Source organism: Halobacillus sp. Nhm2S1 (assembly GCF_019599545.1).
Classification (GTDB): Bacteria; Bacillota; Bacilli; order Bacillales; family Halobacillaceae; genus Halobacillus.
Genome location: NZ_JAIEZV010000001.1, coordinates 157,965 through 176,423, shown reverse-complemented (window position 1 = coordinate 176,423; position 18,459 = coordinate 157,965). Strand labels below are relative to the sequence as shown.

Sequence of the window (18,459 nt, the reverse complement as noted above, 5' to 3'; positions counted from 1 at the left end):
TATCTCCCTACTCCTCTGGCAAATCATTAAGGTCCATAGTAAATGTATGGGATTCTTCCGGAAAAGCTTTCATCTTTACATCCTTCACATAAGATTGTACTGCTTCTCCTAAAAGGTGGTTGCTATCGATATAAGGTTTTACAAACTTCGGTAATCGATCAACCCCGTACTTTAAGATATCGTGGTAGACGAGGACCTGACCATCGCACGCTGCCCCGGCACCAATTCCAATGGTGGGGATAGATAGCCGGTTTGTAATCTTTTCTGCTAACTGTCTGGGCACACACTCAAGGACGAGCGCCATTGCCCCGGCCGCTTCGATTTCCAGCGCTTCTTCGATCAGTCGTTCTGCGGATTGCTGGTCTTTCCCCTGAACCTTATAGCCTCCAAGAACATTGACGGATTGCGGAGTTAGACCTATATGTCCAACCACAGGAATTCCGGCATGAACCAGCTTTTTAATTACTTCAGAGACCTCTCCACTTCCTTCAAGCTTCAATGCTTGGGCTCCTGTTTCCTGATAGAGTCTGCGAGCGTTCTTTAACGTGTCCTCTGTGGATATGTGATAGGACATGAAGGGCATGTCAATGACTTTGAAAGTGTCAGGGGCACCACGGTAAACCGCTTTCCCATGGTGAATCATATCCTCCATAGTCACCGGAATCGTTGAGTCATAACCCAGCACCGTCATTCCCAAGCTGTCGCCGATCAAAATCATATCGACATCCGCTTCTTCTGACATTTTCGCTGATGGATAGTCATAACTTGTGATCATGACTATTTTTTCTTCGTCATGCTTCATACGCAGGAATTGTGCCTTATTACGCATGATATCCTCCCTCTCCCCAATGAATTTCCGCTGAATACAGTTTCTCTTCCTCGCCGCCTTTGCTTCTTGCACGCAAAGCACCATCAGGCTCGATCCCTATGAGAGTCGCCTGCCAGGTTTTTCTCATGGTAGAGATTGTCACCTCTTCGCCGATTTTGTAACCGAAGTGTTCCCAATCCTGTTTTATGGACGCAAACCCATGGGATTCAAACTGTTCATAGGTTTCTTCAAAAAGACGTAAGATGTGTTGAACCGTTTGTTGAATATTCCAATGCTGGCCGGATTCGACTTTAAGGGAAGATGCTTTATATTTAATATCTTCAGGTATTTCGCGGTCTTCTTGATTAACGTTCATTCCCATACCGAGCACAATATATTGAATCGTATCTTGCTCTGCTTGCATTTCTGTAAGAATTCCTGATACTTTTTTGTGATTGATCAATAGATCATTCGGCCATTTAATCTGCGGAACCAACGAAGACCTTTCTGCAACCATCCTTGCTAATACAGTCGCTGCCAGGAGGGTAATTTGAGGTGCTTGGACCGGAGGTAGATTCGGGCGTAAGAGGACACTCATCCATATCCCCTTCCCTTTCGGTGAATCCCAATTTCTAGACATTCGTCCTTTCCCTTTCACTTGTTCATCTGCAATGACCACCGTTCCATGGGGTTTTCCCTGCTTGGCTAGCTGATGCACAATTTCCTGGGTCGATTCTACCTGGTCGTAATGATACAACTCATGGCCAATCCATTTTGTATCTAATCCCCATCTGAGCGTATTCTCACTAATTTTATCGGGGGAAGACATAATTTTATACCCTTTACGTTGAACGGCTTCTATTTCATATCCGTCCTTTTTCAATTCATTCATGTGTTTCCAAACGGCTGTCCTCGATATTCCTAATTGGTCGGAAAGTTCCTGGCCTGAAATATGACCATCTATGTTCCTCAGTAACTCGATTAATTGCTTGCGGGTGGATTCCATCCCCTCACCCACTCCTTTATTTTTTCATAATCGTTTTCTATTTCCCCTGTGACCACATGGTGTTCAATCGTGTCCATCCACTCTGAGATCCATGGACCTTTCGGTAGATGTGTGTACAATTGCAGAAGATCTCTAGCCTGGAAAGACAGCTCTTTTTTATTTTGAATAGGCAGCTGCTCTTTCCTATCAGTCAAATCCTTGTCTAAATTCATATTTCCTTCATGGAGAGCAGAAAATAATCTAGAGAATGATGCGAACAATTCATCATCTAATTGATAAACCAGCCATGATGTCACATTCTTCTTTCTTTCGTAAGTTTTGTAAGCGTGCAACAACTGTTCTGTTTTCTTCTTTGTATCCTTTGAGAGTTTCCATGACTTCATGAAATTTTCTGGAGATAGATGTGGATACTGCAAAGCATAAAAAGCAATGATCTCGTGCCACCCAAAGAGAGGTGAATACGGCACATTTCTGTGAATGTCCAAATCTTTGAGAATGGGCAAATGATTCTTTAACCCTGTTGATTGCAGAAGCTGCAATCCTAAAGCATAATCCGAACCTCCGAAAATTTTCTCCACTTCCACTGCAATCCTTTCAATGGAAATGTGCTGAAGCAAAGGGGACAAGTGAGTCAGGGCTTCTTCGGTCCTCTTTTCAATCTTAAATGAAAGTTGACTGGCAAACCTGACAGCTCTCATCATTCGCAATGGATCCTCGTGAAAACGCTCAGACGGCTCCCCAACAGCTTCGATCTTCTTATTCCGAATGGCATCATGTCCGTGGTAAGGATCAATAAGCCTCCCGTCCCTGCTCATGGCGATTGCATTGGTCGTAAAATCTCTCCGAGCCAGATCAAGAGTGATATCCCGTACGAATGTCACCTCATCTGGGTGGCGATAATCTTCATAGCCTTCTTCTACCCGATACGTTGTCACTTCGTAAGAAACAGAACGATGGCGCACGATTACCGTCCCGTGTTCGATTCCTACAGGGATAACTTTTTCAAATATTTCCTGAATCCGCTCAGGCGTTTCCGATGTAGCAATATCGATATCATTGACAGGCCTGCCGCTCAAATAGTCACGCACAGCACCACCGACGATGTAGGCTTCCCCACCCGCTTCTTCAATCTTTTGGATCACTTCAAAAGCAGGTTTAAATACATCGTGACTACTCATGGTTCAAGACCTGTTCATATAAAGTTTCATACTGCCTAAGGATTGTATTCGTTGCAAACTTGTCATGGACGACTCTTTTCGACTGTTCAGCCATCGTTTGATGCAGTTCCTTATCCTCTAATAACTTTGTGGCGAAGTAAGAAATCTGTTCAACATTTCCAAGTTCTGCGATAAAACCGGTCTCCCCATGATCAATGACCTCTGGGATTCCTCCGATATTTGTTCCGATACAAGGAACACCGCAAGCCATAGCTTCAAGAAGGACAAGTCCAAAGCTCTCTTTTTCAGATAACAATAATTTTAAATCTGAAATGGAAAGCAGTTCACTTACATTTTCCTGCTTACCTAAGAAGAGGACACGGTCTTCTAATCCCAACTGTTGGACAAGTTGATGGCACTCTGAATACTCCGGACCATCACCGACAAGTAGCAGTTTTGCAGGCATTTGCTCTGCCACAGCTGCAAAGGTTTTAATGACATCGGTCACTCTTTTCACTCTTCGAAAGTTAGATATATGGATGAGTACCGCATCTTCCTCCTGAATCCCATAATGTTCTTTCAGACGTTGATCTTCTCTTCGATAATACTCCCGTTCATCTACAAAGTTATAGATGACGTCAATAGACCGGTCTGTATGTAACATCTCTTTCGTCTGGTCCACAAGACTTTGCGATACAGCTGTAACTCTGTCTGACTGTTCAATTCCAAACCGAATCATTTGTTTAAGGCTTGAATCAATACCAAGGACGGTAATATCTGTACCGTGAAGGGTCGTAATAATTTTTACGTCACGTTCACACATTTGCTTGGCTAAAATCGCACAAATGGCATGCGGCATGGCATAGTGGACATGAAGAATATCCAATTCCTCTCTATTGATTACATCGGCCATCTTCGCTGCTAGAGCTAAGTCATAGGGAGGATGCTGGAAGACTGGATAGTTGCTGACTTCCACTTCATGATAATAAATATTCGGATATACACGGTTCAGACGAAAGGGCACTTGAGAGGCAACGAAATGGATCTCATGCCCTTTCTCTGCCAGCAATTTCCCTAGCTCTGTAGCAATGACACCTGATCCCCCTACGGTGGGGTAACAAGTGATACCTATTTTAGCCATAATCGATCACTCCTGTTATCTGTTCATTTCAATGATGCCTTTCCAATCGAAATCTTCATGATCCAAAGCTTGAATCATGATATCTGCCATCGCTTGATTTGTCGCTACCGGGATTTGATGAACATCACATAACCTCAGCAATGCACTAATATCTGGTTCATGAGGTTGTGCTGTTAGCGGATCACGGAAAAAGACAACCATATGCATCTCTTCACTTGCTATTTTTGCTCCGATTTGTTGATCCCCACCGAGCGGCCCGGATTGAAACCTCGTCACCTTCAAATCTGCTTCGTCTGTGATCCTCATTCCTGTCGTACCTGTAGCAAACAATTGGTGCTTCGATAAGATGGAATGATATTTTTTCGCAAAATGAATGATGTCTTCTTTCTTTTTATCGTGTGCAATCAATGCAATATTCATGGTAAACCTCTCCTTGTTAGTCAAGTATGTGTTCAAGACCATATACGAGGACGTCAAGTTCCATCACACGCTCGGCAGCAAGTTTCACACCGCTCATAAATGATTCACGATGAATGGAGTCATGTTTTACGGTCAAGGTCTCTCCATGCCCGCCGAAGATAACTTCCTGGTGAGCCACAAGACCTGGAAGCCTCATACTGTGAATTCTCATTCCATCAACATCAGCCCCGCGAGCGCCCTCAAGCGTTTCTGTTTCTGATTCATGTCCCTGTTTGTGAGGATCGCGCACCTCTTTAATTAATTCAGCAGTCTTAAGTGCTGTCCCTGAAGGTGCATCAAGCTTTTGGTCGTGGTGCTTTTCGATGATTTCCACGTCTGGGAAATGCTTAGCCGCCCATTTTGAAAATTGCATCATGAGCACAGCCCCAATCGCGAAATTAGGAGCAATGATGGTCCCTATCCCTCTTTCAGATGCGAGATTAGTTAACTCGGATAATTCCTCTTCAGAGAATCCCGTTGTCCCAACGACAGGTCTGACTCCGTTTTCAATAGCTAGCTTTGTATGTTTGTATCCATTCTCAGGCGTTGTCAAATCAATAAGAACATCAGCTTCCACTTCACTGAGACATTTTGCAGCATCCGTATAAATGACCGCTTCCATATCAGGAAAGCCATCCAGTTCTCTCACAGTCATTCCTTCGTGATTCCGATCTATACAAGCCACCAGTGAAAGAGTGGACTGGTTATGAATCATTTTTAATGCTTCTTTGCCCATTTTACCACGCGGGCCTGCGACAATCACTTTAATATTACTCACCTTTCATTCCTCCTTCTTTCCGTGTCCAGCGATCTTTATCCCTCGTCTCAATTTTACTCATGGATTGTTCAAAAGCATCAGAGAGGTCGATGTCCAGTGAATTTGCAAAACATGTAAGTACGAAAATAACATCGCCAAGCTCCTCTTCAAGAGCTTTATCTACTTCGGTACTCTTTTTTGGTTTCTCCCCATACCGGTGGTTTATTTCTCTTGCCATCTCTCCGACTTCTTCGGTCAAGCGCGCCTGAAGACTGAGAGGAGAAAAGTAACCTTCCTTGAATTGTGATATGTAATCATCTACTCTTTTTTGGATATCTTTTGTCGTATAGTTCATGCTAAACCCTCGCTTCTTTAAGGACTCTCTCTAAATGTTAGCCAAAAGGCCGGCATTTGACAAATTTTTTAGTTTGAGCCTGTAAATATTTTTATTATATAGGAGCTCCCTTTAATTAAAGACTTAGTTACGGGATAACAGGGGTTCGTCTGCAACATATGGAGTCAGGGGTGGTCGGGAAACTACTCGCTTATCTGCGTGCGACGAGCTTCTTTGGCCTGCGTCCTGCGAGATCTCGCCTATCTCCTTCACCCACGGGAGACTGGCATCTTCTCAACCACCCACTCCATATAAGTGAGTAACGAACCCTTATCCACTCGAAAAACATCTCGAAACTGACCCTTCCACCCTCATGCCATTAAAAACTTCCTTATGAATAATCAATCCCAAAGTTACATAGCCAAAATTAAAAACCGGAAGATATTGCCGCCATCCGTTGAATTATCTATAATTGAAGTCGTGTGAAACAACTATTGGAGGTGTACATATGAAAATCTTTGGACTACGTGTGAAGAATATCATATGGATCTTAATCGGATCCGCTATCTTTTCTTTTGGACTTGTTCATTTCAACATTCAGAACGAATTAGGAGAAGGCGGATTTACTGGTATTACCTTACTACTTTTATACCTGTTCGATTGGGATCCTGCGCTTATGAATATTGTGCTCAATATTCCAGTCCTCATCATAGGATGGAAGATTCTTGGCCGGATCACGTTCTTTTATTCCCTAATCGGCATTCTTGCCGTTTCCGTTTTCATTTCAGTTTCTCAAAACTATATGATTGAATTCAACCTCTCCGATGATCTTACCTTGGCTGCCTTGTTCGCAGGTGTGTTCATAGGGGTTGGGCTGGGCATAATATTTCGGTACGGTGGGACGACAGGCGGAGTCGATATTATTGCACGCCTTGTCAATAAATACCTTGGTTGGAGTATGGGAAGAGCCATGTTCCTTTTTGATGCCCTAGTCATTTTTGTATCCATTATTACTTACCTCGAATACACAAGAGGGATGTACACATTAGTAGCTGTTTTTGTCGGCGCAAGAGTCATAGACTTTATACAAGAAGGGGCGTACGCAGCGAGAGGGACAACGATTATCTCTGAGAAAAGTGAGGAAATCTCACAACGTGTGATGGAAGAAATGGATCGAGGCGTAACCGTGCTCGAAGGAAGAGGGTCCTTTTCCGGTTCGAAAAGGGATGTGCTTTATTGCGTCATCGGTAAAAATGAAATTGTTAGACTAAAGTCTATCATTGATCATATTGATCCTCATGCGTTTGTCGCTGTTAGTCATGTACACGATGTCATGGGCGAAGGTTTCACTTTGGATGAGAATAAAAACCCTATCGACTAGATTGAATAAGCATTTTCAAGCAAAACAAAAAACCGACCCTTTTCCAAGGATCGGTTTTTCTATTTATTCTTCGTTCATGCCTACAAACATGAATACGAAACGCAGCAATTCTGCAAGTGCCACGAGAGCACCGGCAACGTAAGTCATCGCCGCAGCGTTCAACACTTTCTTCGTTTTGCGCTCTTCATCATTTCGAATGACTCCAGTTGACACCAATTGACTCATGGCGCGGTTTGACGCATCAAACTCAACAGGTAGAGTAATCAACTGGAACAAGACAGCAGCCGCGAAGAATACAATTCCTGCTAAAGCAAGACCGGTCATCCCGAGTAGAAATCCACCGATAATAAGAAAGATGGAAATGTTAGAACCAAAACTCGCGACGGGAACAAGGGCACTTCGGAAGCGTAAGAATGCATAATCCTGTGCGTCCTGAATCGCGTGACCGACTTCGTGTGCAGCAACAGCAGCTCCTGCAGTTGAACGGCCATGATAGATATCTGTTGAAAGACGAATGACTTTCGATCGAGGGTCATAATGATCCGTTAAGTGTCCACGGACTTCTTCAACAGCAACATTGTATAATCCATTATCATCAAGAATTTTTCTAGCTACTTCTGCGCCTGACATGGCTGAGGATGTCGGAACTTTTGAATACTTTTTGTAGGTGCTTTTCACCTTTGATTGCGCCCACAGTGGAATAATCAATATCAGCGCAAAGTAAATAATAAAACTCATCTTTCATTCCTCCATCTTGGATGTGAGTATATAGGTCAATTTTAGTCAAAAAATAATGAAAAATCAACTATGACCGCTTCTCATTGTGTGTCTATTTTTTGAACTTTCTCTATAATTGACCGCTCCAACGTAAAGCAATGTCATGATAATCGCCCCACCAACAAAAATGGCGGTCGATAAGAAAGCATTCCAGTCCTGCTGGGAGTTCCCTTTGACAAGTTCTGTGATTTTCCCAGAAAAATGTTCACGACCAGTAATTGTATCCTTGATTGATAATTCCTGCAGCGCTTGATCGGCTTCGTTTACTTTTAATCTGTCTGAATAATTCATCACAACAGGACGTATCATATTCCACTCCTCCTCAATATCTTCGAGTGAAAATGAAGAAACTGAACGATCTGAGAAGGATTCAAATTTTTCTTCTAAAACGGTGTACGGATCATCAGATGAAGTAACGATGAGAAAAGTGAGGAGACCCTCTTCCCATCTAGTTTCTGTAAGCTTATCTGTTGAACCATGGACCTCCAGGCTTGCCCAAGCATCTTTATGTTCATCCGGTAGGGTTTGAACATATTGTTCCATCTCCGCATATTTACTATTCCAAAGCCGATCAGCAAGGTCAAACTTTCCATCAACAGCCAACCGGCGGTATTGTGATGCAAATGATTCCCAATCAGGAGATCCCTCCGACCAAGAATGCACAAGGCCAGATGGTACGAGTGTGAAAATAAGGGAACAAATGATCAATAACATGGCACGTCCCATTTCACTTCTCCCCTCTCACAAGTATTATTTCATCTTATGAGAAGGACCAGAATTTTAGACCCGGGAGTTTCTTTTAACAGTTAGGAGATAAGTACAAAGGATACATGCGATACTAAGCCAAAATGTGAAATACCCGATTTCATCCATATACTCAACAATGGCTGGATATACAGGCATTTGACCGAAAACATAATCAATCACATCATTGTGAAGCGTCCATATGGCAGCAACGACGATATGTTTCATTTTTATTTTATAAAAGGGAGCATACAAAAGGCCTTGTACAGCCATAGCTCCATGGGAAAAAACTAACATATAACCGGTCCATGGAAGCGATCCATACTCTAATAAAGTCAAACCATTCATAACAACTGCCCATACTCCATATTTAAGTAGTGTTATGATGGCGAGTGCTTCTATGTAAGGAACATTTTTACCAAAGATATAAAATCCAAGGAATATAGTAAAGAACAAACTGGCTGTAGGGCTGTCAGGAACAAACAGCAGAAAGATGGGCTCAGTCACAGATAGCTGAGGCTCATACCATATGTATCCGTAAATAGTTCCAAACAAATTTATGAAGAAAAGTAAAACTAAAAATGTTCGGTTCGTCAGTAGATAGGTAATCAGTTGTTTCATGTTACCTTGTACCTCCAATACAAATGTAGCCGCGCTTTTATAAGCGCGGCTACATTGAATTAAGTATCTAATTACTCTTCAGATCCAGAACCTTCTGAATCACTGGAGCCTTCTTCAGATGAACCCTCTTCAGACCCTTCTTCAGAAGAGCCCTCCTCAGATCCACCTTCGGAACCTTCGTCAGAAGATCCCTCTTCTGAGTCTCCTTCAGACCCTTCGCCAGAGGAGCCTTCTTCAGATCCGCCTTCGGAACCTTCACCAGAAGACTCTCCACCTTCGCCACCAGCTTCACCGCCGCCAGCTTGAACGACGAATTCAGCCAGTTGCTGGAGTTCTTCATCACTTCCGCCAAAAATACCGGCAGGCATCTCTCCGACACCGTTAACAGCAATATCTTTGACTTCTTCTACAGTAACATCTGCTTCAATCAAGGATGGATAGTTTCCTTGTCCTTGGAGAGCATCCCCGTGACAGCTTAAGCAGTTCGCTTCATAAACCGCATAACCAGGATGCTCTTTATCGATCGTTGATTCAACCGCTTCCACGTTGACTCCGTACTTTTCCGCACGCATTTCATAATCAGCATGAGAAACAGACTCATATGTCAACCAGAAGGTTGCGATAAAGCCTAAAATCATCAATCCAACAGCAATCGGACGCTTTTGAGGGCGACGTTCTGGACCACGATCTAGGAATGGCGCAAGCAGCAAAGCACCGAAAGCTAGTCCTGGCATAACGATGGCACCAAGAACAATGTAATCTCCACCTGCGAATTGATATTTTAGAAATTGATACAAGAATAAGAAATACCAGTCCGGCAATGGAATATAACCGGCGTTGTTTGGATCCGCCTGTTGCTCAAGTGGTGATGGGTGAGCAGCAGTCAAAATAAGAAATCCGATTAAGAAGACAGATCCTACGAGCCATTCCTTCAACAGGAAGTTAGGCCAGAAGGCTTCTGTACGGCCTGGGTATTCCGAATAGTCTTTTGGTAAGTTGGCTTTTCGTTCTGCCGTGATTCGTGAATCACCGACGAACTTCATCCCTTTTCCCCTATGCACAGCTTTCCCTCCTTTTTAACGTTACATTTTATAGTGGTCCGGAAATTCCTTGTTTACGGATTAAAATGAAGTGGAACGCCATTAACCCGAACAGTGCAGCCGGCAAGAAGAATACGTGAATAGCAAAGAAACGTGTAAGCGTTTGAGCACCTACAATCGATGGGTCCCCGGCCAGTAATGTCCGAATCTGATCACCGATAAATGGTGTGGCTGCTGCTATTTCAAGACCAACCTGAGTCGCGAAGTAAGCTTTGTTATCCCAAGGTAACAGGTATCCTGTGAAGCCTAACCCCAACATGACGAAGAACAAAAGTACACCAATAACCCAGTTCAACTCACGTGGTTTTTTATAAGCTCCCTGGAAGAATACCCGTAGCGTATGTAAGAATAACATGACGATGACGAGACTCGCTCCCCAGTGGTGCATACCACGGACGATTTGACCGTAAGCAACCTCTCGCTGCAAGTAATACACAGATTTCCAAGCGTTTTCAATGTCCGGCACATAATACATGGTCAGGAACATCCCGGACAGGATTTGAATGACCGTAATAAAGAAAGTCAATCCACCAAAACAATACACGAATGCTGAAAAATGGTGTGCTGGGTTTACGTGTTCAGGAACTTCGTGATCCGCGATATCACGCCACAGCGGGGTAATATCTACACGCTCGTCCACCCAGTCGTAAATTTTCTGAAGCATGTATTATGCCCCCCCTCCTGAATCTTTCGTTTCACCTAAGTAAAGCATACCTTCTTCTACCTTAAACTCAAATCGAGGCAGTGGCGCCGTCGGTGGAGTTCCTGGCACGTTGGTTCCGTCTTTCGTATAACGACCAGCGTGACAAGGACAGAAGAATTGGTTCGGGTACTCCTCATTGGAAGCCCAGTCAACCGTACAACCCAAGTGAGTACAAATCGGTGATAGTGCTACAATTTCATCATTCTCGTTTCTGTACACCCATGCTGTTTTTTGAACTTCTGATTCATACCAAGCATCCACTTGATCGATCGTCCATTCAAAACGCTGCGGTTCATTCGTAAGTTCATCAACGGAAGCTACGGAGACGAAATCTCCACCCTCTTTCGTTTTCAATACAGGATCGATTGCGAAACGAACCATCGGTGCAAGCATTCCCGCTGCCATGAAACCGCCTACACCAGTGAGCGTGTAGTTTAGAAATTGACGTCGGGATACTCGTTTTTTATCGCTCATTCTTTTCCCCCCTCTATGCTGTAATCCATGCGACATGGATTGATTACACACAGTTTACTAGGACATTACCATGATAGCGCAATCTCAAGGCGCGGTCAATAAATTATCAAACCTTGTCGGAACTTTTATCCAGTTACCAATAGGCCTGGATCAATTCACTGATTTGGTGAGCTTGCTCCTTAACAAATGATTGTGTTTCGGTAGACTGAATATCACCAGAACCCATACCAGGCACCCAGAGTACGTGTCCCTCAAGCTCTGCTTCGTATTTTTTCCATTTGCTGTCGAAAGTAAAAAGGAATATATGATGGAAAGGCTGCTCTTTAAACTTATGAATCCAACGATTGATCCTTTCTGTTTCGTTAGCTTGTGATCCTTCAAGATAATGATAATCCGGCGCTAAGAATATCCTTCCCTTGTATTCTTTCTCGATCAGGTTCGTAAACACTTGATTCAATTCACGCTGAAACGCTTGTTTCACCATCTGTTGGTCATTACCTGGATCGAATGGAATCAAAGGAATGATTACGGTATCAATATACTGTTTTTCTGGTATGTATTGCGTAGTATCTGCTTTCGTCCATCTCATAATTCATTTCATCCTTTATCTATGTATCATTTTCTCTTTATTTTACTATATTTAAACAAAAATGAAAGCCGGGACCTTTTCTTTTTAAGGGTCCCGGCTTTCTTATTTTATAAAAATGCATTCAAATCCTGTTTGACCTTTTGTAGCTTTCCACATAGTACTTTGAATTCATCCCGTTCCCCATTAATCAGAGCTTCGTCGATCCGATTTTCAATACTTTTCTGTCTGTGCTGTAAAAGACTGACAGATAAAAGGCGTTCCGCTTCATTTTTATCTCTGTCATTTAAGTAATAGTCTTTTGGAAGATACGGGTTTTCTTCAAGTACCAGAGCATATTTTGAGCATTGCTGTGCATTCTCAAAGTTCATTTGGATATAGACAGGTTCTCCCTGATTCATCCTTAAGTCATGAAACGATTTCTCGGCATCATTTGTCATAACCTGGCCTTTATAAAAACGGAAAGGTGGGTCAGAAACACCCTGTGCACTGATTTCCATACCACGCGGACAAAACTTCACTTCCTGGACAAAATGGACACTAGACAAAAGAGATTCATGGTTCATTAAATAATTCAGAATCCACACACTCTCTCGCTTTTTCAACTGAAAGTGATTTAAAAACCAGCGGACAAAGTCTTTTTTCTCATCCACAGAGATTGGTGTTTGCATATGGGCGCCCCTCCTGCGCTTTTTTAATCAGCTCATTGTTCTTTCAGCCGCTCAACGAAGTCCTCAATTTCTGTATCTGTAGGGTCAATAGCCAAGTATTCTTCAAAGATCTGTCGTGCTTCAGACATCCTTCCTTCTTCTACAAGGAAATAACCGTAAGATTTCAAGAAATCTGTATCTTCCTTCAAGGAAGGGTACGCTTGCTGATACTGCTCATAAGCCTCCTTGAATTTCTCTTCCTCTTCATAAGCTTGAGCAAGTTCCCACAAGTAATTCGGGTCTTCCTCTCCAAGAGAGATCAACTCGTTGATCAAATCAATGATCTTGTCATTCATATCATCAGACTTGTAATTTTCAATAAGGAAAAGTATCGCTTCTTTATAACCTGGGTCCAAAGCAACCGCTTCTCTCATCCACTTGTATCCCTCTTCTTTGTTTCCCTGTCTATGAGACAAGGTACCGGCGAGGTGATAGAGTTCCTTATTGAATTCATCTTTGGTAAGGCCTTGTTTAGCCATATCCAATGCTTCCTTCGGCATCCCTTCTGAATCATAAGCCTGCGCTAAATGTGGGTAAACAGACTGGAAGTAAGGGTCCTTTTCAATCAACTCTTCCCAGACATGTATCGCAATGTCGTTACGGTTTGCCTGGTAAGCTACGAAACCATAGCGAAACATCACATCTGGATTATCTTCTTCGACTTTTTGGAAATACTCAAGCGCTTGTTCAAATTCACCATTTGCCGCATAAGCTTCGGCAAGTCTTGTAGCCACTTCAATATCACCAATGACCGGTTGATGATGCATCGCATTTTCATAATAAGGGATACTCTTCGAATATTCCCCATTGGAGAATGCAAGCTCACCTAAAGCAAAGTCAATGATCGCTGAATTCGGCTCCACTTGTTTAGCCATCAGTAACTTCTGTTCAGCTACTTCATAAAGTCCCTGGGCTTGATAAAGATCGGCAAGCTGCACAAGCGCTTGCAAGTAGTCTTCATCCTCCGGCCCAAATTGATCAAGCAGTTCAATCGCTTCGTCGTCTTCATCAAGGTCAATGTGGATCTCTGCCATCATGACTTTCAGTTCCTGTTCTTTAGGATAGCGTTGAATGAGTTCGTGCAACACCATTTTGGCTTCCTCGAGCATCCCCCATTGCATGTATAGTTCAGCAATCGTGAATCTCTCTTCTTCGTCAGCCTCTGGTAAATATTGTGTTAGAGTTTTTATAGCATCTTCCGTCTTGTGGGCTTCCATTTGACGGATGGCTTTTTGTATTTCCTCCATGATGACATCCTTTCCGTTTAAACAAAATGCTTGTGAATCTTCACTTGTATGTGGGATCCAGGCTTCTCATCGATGACCTTCTGGTTCACCTGTTTCACCTGTCCATTCATAACCGTTACATTCGGAACAGAATCATGATATCTAAAATCGTCTGCCTCTTCAAACGTTCGGTCTTCTGAAAGGCGATAGAGGTTATAATCTGCATGCCCTCCAGGGATAATTCCACCTTTGTGAGGATAGATCCCGCTGTCTTTTAAATTTTTCAGAGAGAGCATTTCATCATCCTGTACATCTGTTAGCTTTATGATACCATACTGTTCGCAAAGTGAAGACCACAATTCTACGTAGTTGTTCGACGTATTCTCTGTATCTTTGACGAACATCGTCAACGGCATTCGTTTATAAGCCTGCGCCTGAGCTACCCATTCCCAACAAACCTCGGTAAGGTCTTCTACGGACTGCACTTCCACACATAAAAAGGGGCTTCCTTTTCTGGCAAAAAAACGGACCATTTCAGGCCGTAGGATTTTTACCGGCACAACAGGTATGACCATATAATCGAGAGGCAGTGATTCACATCGATTTAAAAATTGGTCATATTGACTTCGGTAGTGACGTAAACTAGTCACTAGGTGTTGTGTGAGTAACAAGGTACACCCTCTTTTTATGTAATGATTTCCTGTCTCGGTCACAGAGGGTGAAATAGCAAGCGGTTCTTTCATATCCATCATCACATGGCCAGGACTGACGTGAAATCCATCCACCACCATCAACGTATAGGGTGCTTTTCCGGTTCGATCTCTGACGAACTTCTCTTCCTTAACTGTGCATTCGCTAAAACAGGGACCACTGTCATTTTCAACATACCCTTGAAACCAATAAGCTCCCATACGACGAAACCTCCAAGTAGGCTTTTTATATCGTATGAGAGCTTTACATAAACTATGAAGTTAATTTAATTCAAGACTTGATTTAAGTCGGTGAAAAACGAAGGATAAGAAATGTTAATGCATTCCTTGTTATGAACGGTCACTTCTCTTTCACAAATTAAGGAAGCAATTGCCCCCATCATCCCTATACGGTGATCTCCATAAGAATCGATGGTTCCACCATTTAAAGGGGTGCCTCCCTGGATAATCATCCCATCTTCTTGAGCTTCGATATCAGCTCCTAATGAAGAGAGTGTATCCACCACAGCTTCAATTCGATCCGTCTCTTTGTAACGGAGTTCCTCCGCATCTTTAATGATTGTTTTCCCTTCAGCTTGCGTCGCTGCCAAAGCGAGGATTGGGATTTCATCAATCACATTCGGTATAAGATCACCTTCTAATGTCATTCCTTTTAGAGGACTGTGACGAACAACAATGTCACCGACAGGCTCACTACCAATATGCGTATGTACCTGGACTTCTATATTCGCTCCCATACCTTTCAAAGCTTTTACGATCCCATCACGGGTCGGGTTGAGCCCGACATCCCGAATCACTAATTCACTATCAGGAACGATTGATGCGGCCACTAGGAAAAAGGCTGCCGAAGAGATATCACCAGGAACCTTAATATCGGAAGCACTAGGTTCTTGTCCGCCCTTGATTTTGATAGATCTGCCTTCCACATCTACATCTACTCCGAATTCAGGTAGAAGCATTTCCGTGTGGTTTCTTGTTTCCCCAAGCTCTATTACTTCTGTTTCACCTTCTGCAAGCATCCCGGCTAAAAGTAAAGCAGACTTCACTTGAGCACTTTTCACTGTCAATTCGTGCCGTGTCCCCTCAAGCTTTTTACCTCGGAAGGCAAGTGGCAGCAAAGAGTCATTTTCACGACCCTGGATATCCGCTCCCATGACAGTAAGTGGCTGGATAACCCGGTCCATGGGTCGCTTGGACAATGATTCGTCACCAAATGCGGTCGTAAATAAAGGAAGTCCAGCAAGCACTCCGCTCATCAATCGTGCCGTTGTCCCTGAATTTCCAAAATTGATCGGTTGTGAAGCTTCTCTTAAATGTGAAATGCCCTTTCCATGAACCGTAATCTTATTTCCTGACTGCTCGATATTTACTCCCATAAGACGGAAGGCTTCGACGGTTCTCAAGCAATCTTCACCCGTAAGAAAATTCGTAATGACAGACGTGCCTTGGGCTAAGGCTGAGAATATCACGGATCGGTGGGAGATGGATTTGTCTCCTGGAACAGATAAGTCCCCTTTCAGTCGTTTATCTGTTGGTTTTAACTCAATGCTAGACATAGGAATCCTCCTTTACTGTTGGATCATCACCTCATATTGGTAGTGATCTAAAATTTCTTTACTCTTCCATTGTTCTTCACTTGTAGCAAAGCTGATTCTCAGCACACCAGTAATCCCTTCTCGAATTTCGAGGATTTGAATATTCTTAATGCTGATGGCTTCTTCTGCTAAGATTCCTATCACATCACGGATCGCACCTGGTTGGTCATGGATATCAACGTAGATATCATAGAAAGAAGGAATAGCGCCTTTGTCTTTCGTTGGAAGTCCGTCTCTATACAATTTAGCATCAGATAGATACTTGTATGTCTTCTCTTTCTCCCCTTCGGAAAGGTAGGTCCTTATCCTCTCCATCTCCCCAATCCAGTCATCCAGCATGGAAATGAGGAGTTTTTTATTTTGAAAGAAAATATCCTGCCACAATTTTGGATTGCTGGAGGCGATTCTTGTAATGTCTTTGAATCCCCCGGCCGCCATCTGTTTAATATATGGGTGTGTAACTTCCCACTCTTTCGCTTGATGGACGAGAGAAGAAGCGATCAGATGCGGAAAATGAGAGATGACCGCGGTCATCTCATCATGTTCTTGAGTCGTAAAAGTAACGAAACGAGCCTTCGTTTCTGATAACAAATCCTTAATCACTTCCGCTTCCTTTTCATCTGCATGAACGGACGGAGTCAAAACATAAATCGCATTCTCGAACAGGTGGGGTTTGGCAGCTGTATAGCCATGTTTATGCGAACCAGCCATCGGGTGTCCCCCTACGAAAGAGAGAAGAGGGTGTGAGAGTCTGTTCGCCGCTTCAAGCACTTGGTTTTTCACAGACGAGACATCTGACACTAGCAACGATTTTTTTAAATCCATCGACTCTAGTTTGTGAATGTAGTCGATGGTAATGGTAATAGGCGTGGCTAAAATGCAGATATCTGCTTCTTGAGCAGATTCTTCAAAGTTAAAAGAGGCCTGATCGATGACCCCTTGCTTCAAAGCCATGTTGAGGGTTTCGTCATCCCCGTCCATTCCGATGATAAAAACATCCTCTTTCTTAGAGACGTTCATAGCTATGGAACCACCGATGAGTCCTAAACCAACGATCAGAATTTTCTGCTTCATTGTTCACCGACCGAAGCAAGCTTTTGTTTCATTGCTTCCTGGATGTCCTGCATGTCTTCTTTTTTCCCAATCGTCAACCGGATGGTATTCGGTAAACCTAACGCTTCCCCTGAGCGGACGATGAACCCTTTGGTCAACAAGTATTCAAACATCTCATCACCACTGCAAGGCAAATGAATCAATAAGAAATTGGCCTGGGTATCAAAATAACTCAATCCTTGATCCTCACAAAATTGCATCAAAGCTTTTTTATTTTTTTGGTTTTCTTGAACGGTTTCTTCAATGAATTTTTGGTCATCCAAGGCTAAGAGAGCAGCCGCTTGTGCAACCGTTGAAGTGTTGAATGGCTCACGCGATGGTTCAAGAATTTGAATGACCTCTGGATGGCCGACACCATAGCCGATTCTTAAACCTGCTAAACCGTACGCTTTAGAGAAAGTACGGAGTACCATCAGGTTAGGATAATGATCCAATGCTTCTATAGAATCAAAAGCATCATCCGCTTCCAAATATTCGTAATACGCTTCATCAATGACAACTAGAACGTGATCAGGAGTACGTTCCAGGACTGACTGGAGTGTCGCCTGATCAATATGGACACCCGTCGGATTATTTGGTGTACAAATCCATAAGACACGTGTCTGTTCATCGATATTTTGAAGCATGCCTTCTAAATCGTGGTGACCATCGACCAGTGGGACTTCCCTGACTTCAGCACCTTCAATCAAAGCATTGTGGCGGTATTGCGGAAAAGTCGGTGTCGCCATGACGGTATTAGCACCCGGTTCTAAGAATGTGCGGCAAATGATCTGGACCACTTCATCTGAACCATTTCCGAAAATCAACTGGTTCTCTTCTACGCCGATGAAATGGGCGACTTTTTTTCTAATTTCTGCACCATATCCATCAGGGTAGATTTCTAAATTTGAAATAAGCTTCGGTAATTCTTTTTCTACCACGGGAGAAAAACCGAATGGGTTTTCATTAGAAGCAAGTTTCACGATTCGATCCAGACCGAATTCCTTCTTTACTTCCTCAATCCCTTTCCCTGGCTTGTATGGTTTCATATTTTTTAGAATGTCTTTGGCTTTCATTG

21 protein-coding genes are annotated in these 18,459 nt (G+C 43.1%); 1 reads left to right on the top strand and 20 read right to left on the bottom strand.

The window, feature by feature from the left end:
* Positions 1-7: 7 nt before the first annotated feature.
* Genes panB through K2225_RS00910 form a run of 7 tightly spaced genes read right to left on the bottom strand, consistent with a single transcriptional unit; the run spans position 8 to position 5,683 of the window.
* Entirely contained in the window at positions 8-829 is an 822-nt protein-coding gene (panB, locus tag K2225_RS00940) for a 3-methyl-2-oxobutanoate hydroxymethyltransferase (RefSeq protein ID WP_220583096.1), read from the bottom strand.
* Positions 822-1,814: a biotin--[acetyl-CoA-carboxylase] ligase gene (locus tag K2225_RS00935; RefSeq protein ID WP_220583095.1), complete on the bottom strand. Its 993-nt coding sequence runs from the start codon at positions 1,812-1,814 to the stop codon at positions 822-824. The genes panB and K2225_RS00935 overlap by 8 nt, the downstream gene beginning before the upstream one ends.
* The gene (locus tag K2225_RS00930) at positions 1,790-2,992 is read right to left on the bottom strand and encodes a CCA tRNA nucleotidyltransferase (protein ID WP_220583094.1); all 1,203 of its coding nucleotides are present in this window, start codon (positions 2,990-2,992) and stop codon (positions 1,790-1,792) included. Before K2225_RS00930 ends, K2225_RS00935 begins: the two co-directional genes overlap by 25 nt.
* Entirely contained in the window at positions 2,985-4,112 is a 1,128-nt protein-coding gene (gene bshA / locus K2225_RS00925) for an N-acetyl-alpha-D-glucosaminyl L-malate synthase BshA (protein WP_220583093.1), read from the bottom strand. The genes K2225_RS00930 and bshA overlap by 8 nt, the downstream gene beginning before the upstream one ends.
* A gap of 15 nt (positions 4,113-4,127) precedes the next feature.
* Positions 4,128-4,532 carry a methylglyoxal synthase gene (mgsA, locus tag K2225_RS00920; protein ID WP_220583092.1) on the bottom strand — a complete coding sequence of 135 codons (405 nt, stop codon included), beginning with the start codon at positions 4,530-4,532 and terminating at the stop codon, positions 4,128-4,130.
* 16 nt (positions 4,533-4,548) lie between these two features.
* A complete protein-coding gene (dapB, locus tag K2225_RS00915; RefSeq protein WP_220583091.1) occupies positions 4,549-5,349 on the bottom strand; it encodes a 4-hydroxy-tetrahydrodipicolinate reductase in 801 nt (266 codons plus the stop codon).
* Complete coding sequence (locus tag K2225_RS00910) at positions 5,342-5,683, bottom strand: nucleotide pyrophosphohydrolase (RefSeq protein WP_220583090.1); 342 nt, start codon at positions 5,681-5,683, stop codon at positions 5,342-5,344. Before K2225_RS00910 ends, dapB begins: the two co-directional genes overlap by 8 nt.
* A 487-nt stretch (positions 5,684-6,170) precedes the next feature.
* Here K2225_RS00910 and K2225_RS00905 point away from each other — a divergent pair, with 487 nt between their 5' ends.
* Complete coding sequence (locus K2225_RS00905) at positions 6,171-7,043, top strand: YitT family protein (RefSeq protein ID WP_220583089.1); 873 nt, start codon at positions 6,171-6,173, stop codon at positions 7,041-7,043.
* Between the two features lie 63 nt (positions 7,044-7,106).
* Here K2225_RS00905 and K2225_RS00900 read toward each other — a convergent pair whose 3' ends face one another.
* The 13 genes from K2225_RS00900 to hisC all read right to left on the bottom strand — a co-directional run bounded on the left by K2225_RS00900 (position 7,107) and on the right by hisC (position 18,457).
* Entirely contained in the window at positions 7,107-7,781 is a 675-nt protein-coding gene (locus K2225_RS00900; protein ID WP_115895308.1) for a zinc metallopeptidase, read from the bottom strand.
* Between the two features lie 63 nt (positions 7,782-7,844).
* On the bottom strand, positions 7,845-8,546 hold the full coding sequence (locus K2225_RS00895; protein WP_220583088.1) for a hypothetical protein: 702 nt from the start codon (positions 8,544-8,546) through the stop codon (positions 7,845-7,847).
* Positions 8,547-8,600: 54 nt separating this feature from the next.
* Entirely contained in the window at positions 8,601-9,176 is a 576-nt protein-coding gene (gene lhaT / locus K2225_RS00890; protein ID WP_483306103.1) for a lipoprotein heptaprenylglyceryl N-acetyltransferase LhaT, read from the bottom strand.
* Positions 9,177-9,256: 80 nt separating this feature from the next.
* A complete protein-coding gene (locus K2225_RS00885; RefSeq protein WP_220583086.1) occupies positions 9,257-10,246 on the bottom strand; it encodes a menaquinol-cytochrome c reductase cytochrome b/c subunit in 990 nt (329 codons plus the stop codon).
* A gap of 28 nt (positions 10,247-10,274) precedes the next feature.
* Complete coding sequence (gene qcrB, locus K2225_RS00880; RefSeq protein ID WP_160913544.1) at positions 10,275-10,949, bottom strand: menaquinol-cytochrome c reductase cytochrome b subunit; 675 nt, start codon at positions 10,947-10,949, stop codon at positions 10,275-10,277.
* 3 nt (positions 10,950-10,952) lie between these two features.
* A complete protein-coding gene (locus K2225_RS00875; RefSeq protein WP_220583085.1) occupies positions 10,953-11,462 on the bottom strand; it encodes a QcrA and Rieske domain-containing protein in 510 nt (169 codons plus the stop codon).
* Positions 11,463-11,595: 133 nt separating this feature from the next.
* Complete coding sequence (locus tag K2225_RS00870) at positions 11,596-12,051, bottom strand: YpiF family protein (RefSeq protein WP_220583084.1); 456 nt, start codon at positions 12,049-12,051, stop codon at positions 11,596-11,598.
* A 107-nt stretch (positions 12,052-12,158) separates the two neighbouring features.
* On the bottom strand, positions 12,159-12,719 hold the full coding sequence (locus K2225_RS00865; RefSeq protein WP_220583083.1) for a ReoY family proteolytic degradation factor: 561 nt from the start codon (positions 12,717-12,719) through the stop codon (positions 12,159-12,161).
* Positions 12,720-12,751: 32 nt separating this feature from the next.
* Positions 12,752-14,005 (bottom strand): tetratricopeptide repeat protein, encoded by a 1,254-nt coding sequence (locus tag K2225_RS00860; RefSeq protein ID WP_220583082.1) that lies wholly within the window; start codon positions 14,003-14,005, stop codon positions 12,752-12,754.
* 17 nt (positions 14,006-14,022) lie between these two features.
* Positions 14,023-14,895 (bottom strand): hypothetical protein, encoded by an 873-nt coding sequence (locus K2225_RS00855; protein ID WP_220583081.1) that lies wholly within the window; start codon positions 14,893-14,895, stop codon positions 14,023-14,025.
* A gap of 65 nt (positions 14,896-14,960) precedes the next feature.
* Positions 14,961-16,250 carry a 3-phosphoshikimate 1-carboxyvinyltransferase gene (gene aroA / locus K2225_RS00850; protein ID WP_220583080.1) on the bottom strand — a complete coding sequence of 430 codons (1,290 nt, stop codon included), beginning with the start codon at positions 16,248-16,250 and terminating at the stop codon, positions 14,961-14,963.
* A gap of 12 nt (positions 16,251-16,262) precedes the next feature.
* Entirely contained in the window at positions 16,263-17,363 is a 1,101-nt protein-coding gene (locus K2225_RS00845; protein ID WP_220583079.1) for a prephenate dehydrogenase, read from the bottom strand.
* Positions 17,360-18,457, bottom strand: a complete 1,098-nt coding sequence (gene hisC / locus K2225_RS00840; RefSeq protein WP_220583078.1) for a histidinol-phosphate transaminase — start codon at positions 18,455-18,457, stop codon at positions 17,360-17,362. Before hisC ends, K2225_RS00845 begins: the two co-directional genes overlap by 4 nt.
* Between the last annotated feature and the right edge of the window lie 2 nt (positions 18,458-18,459).

Coding starts and splice junctions, on each gene's coding strand:
- panB (WP_220583096.1), bottom strand. CDS start 829: ATGCGTAATAAGGCACAATTCCTGCGTATGAAGCATGACGAAGAAAAA.
- K2225_RS00935 (WP_220583095.1), bottom strand. CDS start 1,814: ATGGAATCCACCCGCAAGCAATTAATCGAGTTACTGAGGAACATAGAT.
- K2225_RS00930 (WP_220583094.1), bottom strand. CDS start 2,992: ATGAGTAGTCACGATGTATTTAAACCTGCTTTTGAAGTGATCCAAAAG.
- bshA (WP_220583093.1), bottom strand. CDS start 4,112: ATGGCTAAAATAGGTATCACTTGTTACCCCACCGTAGGGGGATCAGGT.
- mgsA (WP_220583092.1), bottom strand. CDS start 4,532: ATGAATATTGCATTGATTGCACACGATAAAAAGAAAGAAGACATCATT.
- K2225_RS00910 (WP_220583090.1), bottom strand. CDS start 5,683: ATGAACTATACGACAAAAGATATCCAAAAAAGAGTAGATGATTACATA.
- K2225_RS00905 (WP_220583089.1), top strand. CDS start 6,171: ATGAAAATCTTTGGACTACGTGTGAAGAATATCATATGGATCTTAATC.
- K2225_RS00900 (WP_115895308.1), bottom strand. CDS start 7,781: ATGAGTTTTATTATTTACTTTGCGCTGATATTGATTATTCCACTGTGG.
- K2225_RS00895 (WP_220583088.1), bottom strand. CDS start 8,546: ATGGGACGTGCCATGTTATTGATCATTTGTTCCCTTATTTTCACACTC.
- qcrB (WP_160913544.1), bottom strand. CDS start 10,949: ATGCTTCAGAAAATTTACGACTGGGTGGACGAGCGTGTAGATATTACC.
- K2225_RS00875 (WP_220583085.1), bottom strand. CDS start 11,462: ATGAGCGATAAAAAACGAGTATCCCGACGTCAATTTCTAAACTACACG.
- K2225_RS00870 (WP_220583084.1), bottom strand. CDS start 12,051: ATGAGATGGACGAAAGCAGATACTACGCAATACATACCAGAAAAACAG.
- K2225_RS00865 (WP_220583083.1), bottom strand. CDS start 12,719: ATGCAAACACCAATCTCTGTGGATGAGAAAAAAGACTTTGTCCGCTGG.
- K2225_RS00860 (WP_220583082.1), bottom strand. CDS start 14,005: ATGGAGGAAATACAAAAAGCCATCCGTCAAATGGAAGCCCACAAGACG.
- K2225_RS00855 (WP_220583081.1), bottom strand. CDS start 14,895: ATGGGAGCTTATTGGTTTCAAGGGTATGTTGAAAATGACAGTGGTCCC.
- aroA (WP_220583080.1), bottom strand. CDS start 16,250: ATGTCTAGCATTGAGTTAAAACCAACAGATAAACGACTGAAAGGGGAC.
- K2225_RS00845 (WP_220583079.1), bottom strand. CDS start 17,363: ATGAAGCAGAAAATTCTGATCGTTGGTTTAGGACTCATCGGTGGTTCC.
- hisC (WP_220583078.1), bottom strand. CDS start 18,457: ATGAAAGCCAAAGACATTCTAAAAAATATGAAACCATACAAGCCAGGG.